Here is a 12850-nt window from a genome sequence, read left to right on the forward strand (position 1 = left end):
ATATGGATTTTATTAATAGGGTTATTGCTGTTTTTGGCGAATGGCGCAAAGGTAGCGTTTTTAACGGTTTGATAACCTTGCCCGCATGGTTTAATGCCCGCCCCGCAGAACGAATTCGTTGCGCCGGCGTTGTTTGCATAAACGGATATTGGAAGCGAATATTTGAAGCAAATAGCTAAAAGTTTAAAAAAACGGCCATTCAAACAAATTAGCAATCAAACTATTAAGCAATCGTTTGTGTTTGTTATTTTATGAAATTTTAATGTTGGGGTTTGAGCAGCCGGTTATCTTTGCCAAAACTTTTTTAATGCGTCTTCTTTTAGCAACGATTTGTTTTTCGCTGTTTTGTTTTATTGCTCCCGCTCAAACCAAAACCAGCACGGTTTCCGGCACAGCCTTAAGCCGCCCTAAATTAGTGGTTGGTATCGTAATAGACCAGATGCGTTGGGACTACCTCTATCGCTATTATGACCGTTATGCGCCCGACGGCGGTTTCAAACGTTTCCTGAACAAAGGTTTCAGTTGCGAGAACACGCTGATCCCATATGTGCCCACCGTCACCGCCTGTGGCCATACCTGTATTTATACCGGCAGTGTTCCTGCCATTCATGGTATTATTGGCAACGGCTGGTACGATCCCCTGAAACAGCGCAGTGTTTATTGTACCGAAGATCCAGGCGTTGAAACTGTTGGCGCTGCCGCAGGTACGGCCGGTTCAATGAGCCCCCGGAATATGCAGGTGACAACCATTTGCGATGAACTGAACCTCGCCACCAACTTCAGAAGCAAAGTGATCGGTATTGCCGTAAAGGACAGAGGCGGCATTTTACCAGCCGGCCATTCAGCCAATGCTGCGTACTGGTACGATTCACGCAATGGAAACTGGATCTCTTCTACCTATTACATGAAAGAACTGCCGAAATGGGCGCAGGACTTCAATGCAAAGAAACTGGTTGACAAATACTATGGTCTGGGCTGGAACACCCTGTACCCCATCAACTCGTATGTGCAAAGCACGGCAGACGAAAAACCATACGAGGGCAAACCGTTTGGCGCCGAGCAGAAAGGTTTTCCGTATGACCTGAAGAAATTCGCCGGTTCAAACTATGGCGCTGTTAACAGCACACCATATGGCAATACCATTACCATTGAAATGGCAAAAGCCGCCGTTACCGGTGAACAACTGGGCGCCGATAACATCACCGATATGCTGGCCGTTAGCTTTTCTTCTCCTGATTACATTGGCCATGCTTTTGGCCCTAACTCCGTTGAGCAGGAAGACGATTACCTGCGGCTCGATAAAGAACTGGGTGGTTTTTTCAGCTTCCTCGATGCCAAAGTAGGAAAGGGGCAATACCTCGTGTTCCTTAGTGCCGACCATGCCGTAGCGCATGTGCCCGGCTTTAGTGAGGAGCATAAGTTACCGGGCGGACATGCGCCAGCCGGCCGCTGGTCGCAGGACCTTGCCAAACTGCTGAATGAAAAATACGGCAGCAGCAAACTGATCATTGGAAACTATAACCACCAGTTATACCTGAACCACCACCTGATCGATTCAATGAAGCTCGATGAGGATGGTATCAAAAAAACGATTGTACAATACCTCGGCCGCCAGCCGGAAGTTGCACGCGTATTTGCGCTTGATAAGTTTATGGAAGTGCCTTTGACCGCGACGCAGCGCGATATGGTAGCCAATGGCTATAATCAGAAATTAAGCGGTGATATTCAGGTATTATTGCAATCGGGCTATATGGAAGGCGGCGCTACCGGTACCACCCATAGCGCCTGGAATCCCTACGATTCGCATATTCCGCTGTTATTTTATGGCTGGAAGGTGCCTGCAGGCAAAACCAACCGCGAAACCTATATGACAGATATAGCCGCCACGCTGGCCGCTATGCTGCATATTCAAATGCCCAGTGGTTGTGTGGGAAAGGTGATTGAAGAGGTGGCTAAATGATATTTTGTTAATTGATCATACATAGGAGTGTGCTGTAGGAATGGTAACAGGAGGCAGGAAGTAAGTATGACGTAAGAAGATAATAAAAAGGGGAACGCGCTAAAAATTGGCGGGTTCCCCTTTTCTATTTATGATATTTAGTTGTTAAAATTAGTGGCGGTACCTGAGGAATAATGCTCTTCTCACTTCTTTTTTACTAACGGTCGTTCAACAATCCCCCTGTACCAATACATTTGTAGTCCAAAAACACCTATCATGATGTACTCTTTGCATGCTCATACCCGGTGGCTGTTGCTACTGTTGGGCATTTTTGTTTTTCAGGATGCTGCTGCTCAGCTGAACACCCAAAGCAAATTACCGGTAGATGCGAAAGTGAAGATCGGGAAGCTGGCAAATGGCCTTACCTATTACATTCGTCAGAATAAGAAACCAGAGCAGAAAGTTGAACTGCGGCTGGTACTGAATGCCGGTTCCATTCAGGAAGACGAAGACCAGCAGGGGCTGGCCCATATGGCCGAGCATATGGCCTTCAACGGTACAACGCATTTCAAAAAGAATGATATCGTTTCCTTTTTGCAGAACATAGGCGTTGGCTTCGGTAACGACCTGAATGCCTATACCAGTTTTGATGAAACGGTGTATATTCTGCCCATTCCAACCGATAAACCCGGTAATCTCGAAAAAGGTTTCCAGGTGCTGGAAGACTGGGCGCACAACGTTACCTATCTCGATGATGATATCGATGGCGAGCGCGCCATCATTCTGGAAGAAAGCCGTTTGGGCAAGGGCGCCAATGAACGCATCTTCAGAAAGATCTATCCCCGCCTGTTCGAAGGCTCGAAGTACGCAAAGCGGTTACCGATAGGGGTAGACAGTATCATAAAGAACTTTCCCGTTGATAATATCCGCCGTTTTTACAAGGAATGGTACCGGCCCGATCTGATGGCCGTGATCGTTGTGGGGGATATTGAACCGGCCAAAGCGGAAGCCATGGTGAAGAAACATTTTTCGGGGCTTACCAACCCGGCCTCGCCCCGCAAAAGGGAATATGCCGAGGTGCCGCCTTACACTTCCTCACAGGCCATGGTTGTAACCGATAAAGAAGCAACCAGTTATAATGTGGCCATCAATTACCCGGCTGTTAAGAAGGAATCGGCGGTAACTGTTGGCGACTACCGTAAAGAGCTCATAGAGCAAATGTTCGTTTCTATGCTGAATGAACGGTTGCAGGAGCTAACGCAAAAAGAGAATCCGCCTTTCCTGTACGCCTATGCCGATTTTGAATCGTATGCCCGCGGCTACCAGTCGTTCAATACAATGGCTGCTGCCGGCGGTGGCGATGTGCAAAGAGCCATGAATGTACTGGCTGAAGAAATAGAGCGCGTAAAACGGTATGGCTTCACCGCCCCCGAATTACAGCGGGTCAAGAAATCAATACAGGCGCAATATGAAAGAACATTTAACAACCGCGCCAAAACCGAGTCGGCCGATTATGTTCAGGAATACGTGAACAATTTCCTGGTGCAGGAACCCATACCGGGCATTGAGAAAGAGTATGAATATGTGAAAGCGATGCTGCCTGCCATAACACTCGATGAAGTAAATGCGGTGTCGGCAGCCATCAAAGGCCAGCAGAACCTGTTTGTATACCTGAGCGGTCCCGAGCCGAAGGAAGCCGATAAACTGCCTGCAGAAAGCGAACTGCTGGCGATCATTGACTCGAAAACAAAGGCCGATATAAAGCCATATGAAGAAAAAGCGGTTGCTTCAACGTTGTTAAGCAGTGAGCCGGTGGGTGGCAAAGTGGTTAAGGTTACAAAGAACGTTTTACTGGGAACCACTGATTATGTACTCAGCAACGGCATTACGGTAACATTGAAGCCAACCGATTTCAAGAACGACCAGATCCTGATGGGCGCTACCCGTGCCGGTGGTAAAAACAATTACGGCCTGGCCGATAAATACAGTGCCGAGTACATGGTACCTGCTACGGTAGCCATGGGCGTTGGCCAGTTTTCGCCTACTGATCTTGGTAAGGCACTGGCCGGTAAAACAGTAAGCGTTGATCCGGTGTTTACCGCCATTTCGGAAGGCTTCAGAGGCAGCAGCAGCGTGAAAGATCTGAAAACCCTGTTCCAGTTAATCTATCTCAATAGTACAGCGCCGCGCGGTGATACGGCTTTGTTCGGGGCTTTTTTGCAACGGAACAAAACGCAGTTTGCCATGATCGGCGCCAATCCGCGCGCTTCGTTCGTCGATACGCTGTATAAAACTTTGTTCAATAATGATCCCATGGCGCCGGTGGCCGTGCCTAACAGCGCCTACTTCGATAAAGTGAATTACAAACGCGTGATGGAGATCCGTAAGGAACGTTTTGGCGATTGCAGTGGAATGCACTTTGTGTTTGCCGGTAGTTTTAAAGAAACTGACATAAAACCGTTGATTGAAAAATATATAGCCGGTTTGCCCGCTACCGGTAAAAAATTCAGTTTCGCCGATAATAAGGTACGTCCGGTAGAAGGTAAAAGAACGCTGAACGTATATAAGGGAAAAGAAGATCAAAGCCTGATCCTGGCTTTTTATACCGGTGAAACACCATACAATGAAGACCTCGAGCTGAAAGCGCATGCATTGAGTGAAGTGCTGAACATTCGCATCATTGAAGAGCTGCGCGAAAAGATCCAGGGCATTTATGGCGGCGGCACTTATGCCGAACTGGAAAAATACCCGTATAGTAATTACAGTTTTGTACTGAACCTGCCTTGCGGTCCCCAAAAAGTGGATACGCTGTTGAAGGCGATCAAAAACGAATTCAGCAGTATGGTAGCGAAAGGCCCTGATACCTCGTATGTGAACAAGGTAAAAAAACAATGGCTCGAACAGCATAAGCTGAACATGAAAGAGAATGGTGTTTGGGTGGAAAAGTTGTTACAGTACAAATTACAGGGCGGCGATCCCGACAGGTTTGTTCATTATGAAAAGTACGTGAACAAACTAACGCCGTTAGACGTACAGCAGGCGGCCAAACTGGTGCTAAATGGAAATGAGTTCCTGGCCATTCAGATGCCGGAGAGTGCAAAGAGTGGAACAGGAGAGGAGCCAAAGAAAGGCTTTTAGCGGCTAAATAACTATAATACAATACGAAAGCCCTGACGGTACCGTCGGGGCTTTTTTTATGATGGAATAACTGCAATAAATGTGCAGGGCATAATACTACAGGCGGATAGTAAATAGTGAATTTCGTTCATCGTTTGGCGTTTATCGTTCTACATTTATGTGTATTTTATTGAAATGCAATACGCTTGAGCAAAGCGGTAAGCACTAAAAAATACGGCTGGTAAAAACGCGCAAATGCGGGTGGTGCAAGCAATTCACGTGAATTTTTGCTCACACGTTTTATTATTAAAAAACCCTAAAAAAATTTTTTTATTTTCTCTTAAACACTAACTTGCAGGAACAAACGGATATAGCAGAACTCCTCCCAAATGTATTTGCACTCAGAATTTAAAGCTTGGATATTATGCAAGCTAGGCCCTTCATGAACACTATTTTAAAACGTAGTTAGAACTGTACGAACCTGCAAGCATGTTGCTTTGCATGAAGATAAATAATTGAAAATTATAGTAAAGATATCCCGGAGGTGAGAGGTGTCTTTAGTACCGGCTTTAATTAGTAGCGGGTGAAGCTTTGTTCATACATAGCATCGTTAAGTTGCTCTGAAAAATTACCCGTTTAATGATTTCGCTGGTTTAGGGGTTGCTAGATCACGACAGTCGGCCGCATGGCTGGCTGTCTTTTTTTATGCCCGGTTCAACCATTGTGATGTAATGTGTAGTAGTAACGTTATTGAACAATCGAACGGTGTTTATGTCTATAAGTTATTATGTTCTTTAGTTCATAAGTTAACCGCGTAGAGTGTAAATGCAGCTTAAAGCCTTCATCGGCAATCGGCAAACCTCGGCGCGGCCTGCTTCGTCAATTGTCAATCGGCTCGAATGTCGGGCAGTGCAAGGTCATAAATAAATTCCCAAAATTAGTGAGCTCTTTCACGTTTGCCGTTTGCCGTTTCACGTTCAGCGAGGCCATTCACCATTCACCATTGACCATTCACCATTTGAAAAGGATATCATAAATCATTGCAACCACCCTCATTTTTATGTTGTCATTAACGAATAACATGCTGAAACACAGTTGGTATGCAAAAGTTTGTTAATTGAACGGTTGTACACATTTTCAATTAAACGCGGTATGTATTTTGGTTTCTCAGCAGTAACTAAAAACGATGATTTATGAAACGGGTTCTACAGGTTCTGCCAATTCTTGCCATCTTAACAACAGCATCAGTTCATTCATCAAAAGCACAGGTAAGCGTTAGTGTAAATATCGGTGCCCAGCCTATGTGGGGACCCGCAGGCTACACTTCGGTCGATTACTACTACCTGCCCGATATCGAATGTTACTATTATGTACCCCGGCAACAGTTCGTTTACCTGAACGGTCCATCGTGGGTGTTCTCAGCCAGCTTGCCGGCCCGTTATCGCGGGTACGATCTGTATGGCGGTTATAAAGTGGTTTGCAACGGTCCAAGACCTTATACGCACTTCCGCGAGCACCGCGTTACTTATGCCCGTTACAGGGATTACAGGGGCCACCAGACCTGCATACGTGATTCCCGTGGAGGCGGCGGTTACTACGATCGCGGTCCCCGTGGACGTGGACATGGACACGGTCACCATCATGGTCGCGGTCATGGACATGGTCGTGGACATGATCGTTGGTAATGATCGTGTTTGTTACAAAAACGTATAGTGGTTTGGGTGAGCCTGTATTATGAAGTAGGAGGTAGGAGGCAGGAAGCAAGAATAGTCCCACGGCTCAGGCGCTAAATAAATTCAGGTTTGCTGTACGTCATAAAAGAAAAGGTGAGCTTCGCAGTCAATAGCGGGCTCACCTTTTCTTTATCTTACTATTATATAACGGTGACACCACCTTTTGAAGACCCTTGTCAACCTGTTACCTCGTCAACTTACTTCGTACTCTCAGGTCAAAGAAGTGTCACTTTAAAACTAGGCCACGGTGATATCCTTATCCAGGTACACATCCTGGGTAGCCTGCAGCAGCTCAACACCCTCTTTGAAAGGACGCTGGAAGGCTTTGCGGCCAAGGATCAGTCCCATACCACCTGCTCTTTTATTGATAACGGCAGTATAAACCGAATCGGCCAGGTCGCTGGCGCCCTTGCTTTCGCCGCCACTATTGATCAGCCCCACCCGGCCACTGTAACAATTCAATACCTGGTAACGGCACAGGTCGATGGGGTGATCGCTGGTGAGCTTGTCATACACCAGGTTACTGGTTTTACCATGTTTGGTTGCCAGGTAACCGCCATTGTTGGTAGGCAGTTTTTGTTTAATGATATCGGCCTGCAGTGTAACGCCCAGGTGATTGGCCTGACCGGTAAAATCGGCTGCGGTATGATAATCCACGCCATCTACTTTAAAACCGCTGTTGCGCGTATAACACCACAAAATGGTGGCCATGCCCAATTCGTGCGCCAGTTCAAATGCTTCGGCCACTTCTTTCAACTGGCGGGCGCTTTCGGCAGAGCCCCAGTATATAGTAGCGCCAACTGCTACGGCTCCCATGTTCCAGGCGCTCCTGATGGTGCCGAACATGGTTTGGTCGTATTTATTGGGCATACTTAAAAACTCATTGTGGTTGATCTTTACAACAAACGGAATACGGTGTGCGTATTTGCGGCTCATGATACCCAGTACACCATATGTACTGGCTACGGCATTGCAACCACCTTCAATGGCGAGTTTGATAATATTTTCGGGGTCGAAATAAATTGGGTTGGGCGAGAAAGCGGAACCTCCGCTGTGCTCGATGCCCTGGTCGACCGGGAAGATGCTGCAAAAACCGGTGTTGGCCAAACGCCCGTTGCCTAATAATGATTGCAGGCTGCGCAATACCTGGTTGCTGCGGTTGCTGTTGAGCCAGATCTCTTCAATGTGGTTGGGCGAGGGAAGCGTGATGGTTGATTTGTCAATGGTAGTACTCTTGTGCTCTAAAAGATAAGAGGCTTTGTCACCAAGCAGATCGATGATTTTTTTTGACGGCATACTTATTATTTAGTTTGTGTGAATTGTCAATCGTGAATGCAATTCATAAGCCACAGATAACAGCTTAAAACTAAAGCGTAAAGCCAGATACATTTCAATTGCAGGCTTTCTGCTTTTCGCTTTGGCCCTGTATTCCGGCTGCGCAAAGATATGCCGTATCCCATAAATACCGGGACAGTAAAACGAAAGACCCGGCGGTACCGCCGGGTCTGATATCATAATCTTTTAAACCTGTAAAGGAATAGAAAGCTAAATTCTAAATATTAAGCGTTTCTGTTGATGCAATTCAAATCATTGAATGCAATTTCTAAACGTTTAATAAATGTTTCTTCACCTTTGCGTAACCATACGCGCGGATCGTAGTATTTCTTATTTGGTTTGTCAGCCCCTTCAGGGTTGCCCAGCTGATCCTGCAGATACGCTTCGCTCTTTTTGTAATAGCCGAGAACGCCTTCCCAGAACGCCCATTGAAGATCGGTATCGATATTCATTTTGATAGCGCCGTAGCTGATCGCTTCGCGGATCTGGTGTTGGGGAGAACCGCTGCCGCCGTGGAATACGAAGTAAACGGGCTTTTCGCCGGTTTTATATTCTTTTTTGATGAAGTCCTGGCTGTTCTTCAGGATCTCAGGACGAAGTTCCACGTTACCCGGACTATAAACACCGTGCACATTACCAAATGCGGCAGCTACGGTGAACAGGCGGCCAATTTTGCCTAATTGCTCATACGCAAATGCCACGTGTTGTGGTTGTGTATATAATTTATCGTTTTCAACACCGCTGTTGTCAACGCCATCTTCTTCACCACCGGTAACACCCAGCTCAATTTCAATACCCATGCCGAGGGGCGCCATGCGTTTGTAATATTCAACTGATGTATGAATGTTCTCTTCGATCGGCTCTTCGCTCAGATCGAGCATGTGTGAGCTGAACAAAGGTTGTTTTTTCTCTTTGAAGAACTGTTCGCCGGCATCGATCAAACCGCTGATCCATGGCAGCCATTTTTTGGCGGCATGGTCGGTATGCAGCACAACGGGAACACCGTAATATTTTGCTACGTTATGTATATGCAATGCACCGGAAATAGCGCCGGAGATATTGGCCTGCAACTGATCGTTGGGCATACCTTTACCGGCAATGAACTGTGCACCACCGTTAGAAAATTGTATGATGACAGGTGAATTCACTTTTGCGGCTGTCTCAAGGGTCGCATTGATCGTATTAGTGCCAATTGTATTAACTGCGGGTAACGCGAACTGGTTTTCTTTAGCGTCTTTATAAAGGGCTTCCAGTTCTTCACCAAAGAGTACTCCTGGTTTGTATTTTTTCATCATTTTCAGTGTTAAAGCGTGTTGTTATTTATTGAACGTCAAAAGCGTTGAAAAATATTTAATGAAGTATCTATTTTTTTAATAAGCGGCGAAGATAGTCAATTTAGCAATGAATGCAGGCGTATTTGTTACATGATAACGGTGGCCTTGTCGTAAGTCATTGATTTATTGGAGCCCGGCCGGAAAGCGATTTAAATGTTAAGAAATGGTAATGTATGCAAAAGGCGGGTTGTCTTTAGCTTTCAGGTTGAGCTGGTGGCTGCTAGCTGGCGGCCGGCCTTTCAGGCGTTAACGGGTTTCGCCTTCAGTATATCGCTTGCCACCTTACCGGGTAATACCCTGAACACGGGGATGTTGACGGCATACCGGTTACACAGTTCACGTATGCGGCGGTCGATCTGTTCGGGCGAATAGCGGGCCGAAAAATGACCGAGGATGAGCTGTTCTACATTTGAGCGGCTTACCATTTCCAGCACTTCCTCGAGATAGCTGTGTTTGTTGCCATGGGCGAAGATCTGGTTATCGTCCTCATGCATGAAAGTGGCTTCGTGGATCAGGATCTTCGTATGCTCCCAACGGGTAAGGTCTTCCACGGGCGTATCGCCCGAATAGCCGAGTAAAGTGGTTTGAACTTCGGTATGGGTGTTGGCTTTGCCCTGTTCTTCAATGATGCGTCTTATCTCTTCTCCTGAGCGCTGCGTTAGCTCCGGCTTCAATTTCATTTTCGATTGTATTACCTTATAGCTCAGGCTTTTTACGCCTGCTTTTGTGGGCACATGGCCATTGTGTATGGCTTTGATGATGATGTCTTCCCTGATGCGGAGATTGCTCTCGGGTGTAATTGGGTTCCATACCGCGCCCGATACATGCGGATCGAACCGGCTGCTGAAATCCTTTAGCGCCGGAAAAGAACTGCTGTCCCGGGGATAATATATTACGGGGTAACCGGGCCGGGCATTCAGCTGATTGAACTGCAGCAGTCCGGTCAAATGATCGCGATCGGGATGCGAGATGAATACATGTTCTATTTTCCGGCTTTTTTGTAAAAGGCTGGCGCTTACGCCATCGCCGGCGTCGAATAGGAGTTTGAGTTCCTCGATGAAATACCAGGTTGAAAACATGGCGGTTGAATAGCCGGTTATGGTGAATTGCATGGTTGATTGGGTGGATTTAATCCTCAAACTTACCCAGGTTCTTCTGGATCAGTTTCAGGTTCTTTTGCAGGGTTTGTTTCAACTGGCGTTTAACCAGCTGCCCCATGGAATTGCATTTATAAAATTGCTGGTTGTGAAAGTAGTCGCCCAGTTCGGTGCGCAACTGGTGCAGTTTGGCGGGAACCGAGATCTGGTCTTTGGACATAATGTTCAGTAACTCCATAAGCCGGAAACGTGATGAGGCAACCCGGAAGGCCATCATGGTGCGTTCTTCTGTTTGGTACTGGTGAATACTTTCCTTATTGAGCAGTTTTGAACATAGATCAACGTACGCATTGTTCTCTTTAAAGAATTGCGGCATATACAAATTCTTACGGCCTTCGTACGACTGCTGATCGAAGTCGATAGCGCGAATGCGGTATTGATAATCCTCTATATCGGGGGTAATATCAACCACAAAATTGTACGAGCGCATATCGCCCAGCAACCGTACAAAACAGCGTTCGTTGAACTTCACGAATTCCTTTGCCAGCCTGATCTTGTTGGTATGCGGATCGTTCAGGTGATTGGCTATGAACACATCGCCGGGAATGCCGGGTATATGTTCTTCTATAAGCGTGTTTTGATTGGTAAGGTAGGTGATACGGTTGGGTGAAAGAATATGTTCCAGCTCCAATCCGTAAATGCGCGAGGCATCGGCGATCTTTATATAGTAGTGGTCGTAGTTGTCGTTATACTTGTTCACGATCCGGATGCGGAATGGGTTCGAATTGCCAAAGCTGCAATAATCGATGCGCGCTACATCGAGGTGGCTGGTAAAGGTAAGATCGCCCTCTGTTTTCAGAATGGCATACATCTGAACCAGTCCGCCCCTGATATATTCCCAGTCGCGCATATCATACATCACCGTTTCCCAGTAGGTATCGTTTCCTTTTTTATCTTTTAGGGGAAGAGAATAGGTGATGCGCAGCAGGTCGTTATAAGATACGGGCAGTTTTTGCTCGCGGCCATGATTTTTCAGGTAGGCACGTAACCGCTCGTGCACCGGGAACATGGGCTTTTTTCGCGATGGTTTATTGGGCTCGTTATTATCTATGTTTGAGTTCATAATTGGTCAATGGTGAATGGTCAATGGTCAATGGCGAATCGGCAGACGTGAAACCCCCACTTCATCGGGGCAGGCTGTGAAACGGCAAACCCCGGCGCGGCCTTCTTCGGCAATCGGCTTGAATTTCGGGCGGCGCAAGGACGTAAGTAAATCTCAAATTTCGCGAGCCCTTTCACGATTCACGTTTCGCGAGGCCATTCACGATTCACGCAAATTTAAGATATGCTACCCAATAAACTGTTGAAGTAAGCGGGGGCGTTCAGCAGCCGGCTGCCGTACCAGCTGAACATTTCACCGTCTACGAGCATGATCCTGGTGTGAGGCAACAGTGGTTGCAGTTCATCAATATGTTTTTGCGAAAAGGGAAAGGGCTCCGATGAAAGCAGCAGCAGGTCGCATTGTTTCAATTGCCAGGTATCGATGGCGGGGTAGCGGGTAGTATTGCCAAAGATGTTTTGTAACCCGCAGCGGGAAAGCATATCATGAATGAAGGTATCGCGGCCAATGGTCATGTATGGATTGCGCCAGATAAGGTAACCGGTTCGCTGTTGGTTGTTGGTGATTTGAAGTGTAGTGAAGGCCGTATTGATCTGGCTCAGCAGGTGCCCGGCGTTGTTTTGCCTGCCGGTGATCAAGCCGATCTGCTCAATCATCTCCAGCGCATCATCGAGGTTGTTTACATCTGTTATATATACCGGGTATTTTTTCGTCAGTTCATCAACCTGTTCTTTTACGTTCTCTTCCTTATTGGCGATAATAAGATCGGGTTGCAGTTCGTGAATGATTTCGGGCTTGATGTTCTTGGTGCCGCCCACTCTTGTTTTTTGCCTGAACCAGCTTTCGGGATGTACGCAGAATTTGGTAATACCTGTTACCTGATCGTCGAGCTGTAAGGTATACAGCAGTTCGGTTATCGATGGCACCAGCGATACAATGCGGCGTGGTTCGGCCGGTACATCAACCCAGCGGCCCAACTGATCGGTGTAGACTGGCATGGCTAATTGCTAATGTGATAATTCGATAATGTGATAATGAAATACAGCTGCGAAGGTAGGAAAACTAATGTGCTAATTTTCTAAACTGATAATTCGATAATTCGATATTGAAATGCTGGAAGAAGAACGTGGGGGATGGCGTGTTTTGTAAGAAAAGTTTGGAAAGGAGGCTTTGCG

Annotated in this window: 8 protein-coding genes; 3 read left to right on the forward strand and 5 right to left on the reverse strand. The window is 46.7% G+C overall.

What is annotated here, in order from left to right; genetic code table 11:
• Positions 1-307 precede the first annotated feature (307 nt).
• The 3 genes from pafA to A4R26_RS34450 all read left to right on the forward strand — a co-directional run bounded on the left by pafA (position 308) and on the right by A4R26_RS34450 (position 6741).
• The gene (gene pafA / locus A4R26_RS13465) at positions 308-1960 is read left to right on the forward strand and encodes an alkaline phosphatase PafA (RefSeq protein WP_081164321.1); all 1653 of its coding nucleotides are present in this window, start codon (positions 308-310) and stop codon (positions 1958-1960) included.
• Between the two features lie 255 nt (positions 1961-2215).
• Positions 2216-5077: a M16 family metallopeptidase gene (locus tag A4R26_RS13470; RefSeq protein ID WP_081164280.1), complete on the forward strand. Its 2862-nt coding sequence runs from the start codon at positions 2216-2218 to the stop codon at positions 5075-5077.
• 1172 nt (positions 5078-6249) lie between these two features.
• Entirely contained in the window at positions 6250-6741 is a 492-nt protein-coding gene (locus tag A4R26_RS34450) for a hypothetical protein (protein ID WP_107685834.1), read from the forward strand.
• 285 nt (positions 6742-7026) lie between these two features.
• Here A4R26_RS34450 and A4R26_RS13480 read toward each other — a convergent pair whose 3' ends face one another.
• The 5 genes from A4R26_RS13480 to A4R26_RS13505 form a co-directional block, all read right to left on the reverse strand.
• The gene (locus tag A4R26_RS13480; RefSeq protein ID WP_081164282.1) at positions 7027-8085 is read right to left on the reverse strand and encodes a class I fructose-bisphosphate aldolase; all 1059 of its coding nucleotides are present in this window, start codon (positions 8083-8085) and stop codon (positions 7027-7029) included.
• Between the two features lie 263 nt (positions 8086-8348).
• Complete coding sequence (fbaA, locus tag A4R26_RS13490) at positions 8349-9419, reverse strand: class II fructose-bisphosphate aldolase (RefSeq protein WP_242674903.1); 1071 nt, start codon at positions 9417-9419, stop codon at positions 8349-8351.
• Positions 9420-9697: 278 nt separating this feature from the next.
• A complete protein-coding gene (locus A4R26_RS13495) occupies positions 9698-10570 on the reverse strand; it encodes an MBL fold metallo-hydrolase (protein WP_081164285.1) in 873 nt (290 codons plus the stop codon).
• A gap of 16 nt (positions 10571-10586) precedes the next feature.
• On the reverse strand, positions 10587-11678 hold the full coding sequence (locus A4R26_RS13500) for a hypothetical protein (protein ID WP_081164286.1): 1092 nt from the start codon (positions 11676-11678) through the stop codon (positions 10587-10589).
• A gap of 215 nt (positions 11679-11893) precedes the next feature.
• Positions 11894-12673 (reverse strand): helical backbone metal receptor, encoded by a 780-nt coding sequence (locus tag A4R26_RS13505; protein WP_081164287.1) that lies wholly within the window; start codon positions 12671-12673, stop codon positions 11894-11896.
• Positions 12674-12850: the final 177 nt, after the last annotated feature.

This window comes from Niastella populi, assembly GCF_002078015.1.
In the GTDB taxonomy this organism is placed as follows: domain Bacteria; phylum Bacteroidota; class Bacteroidia; order Chitinophagales; family Chitinophagaceae; genus Niastella; species Niastella populi.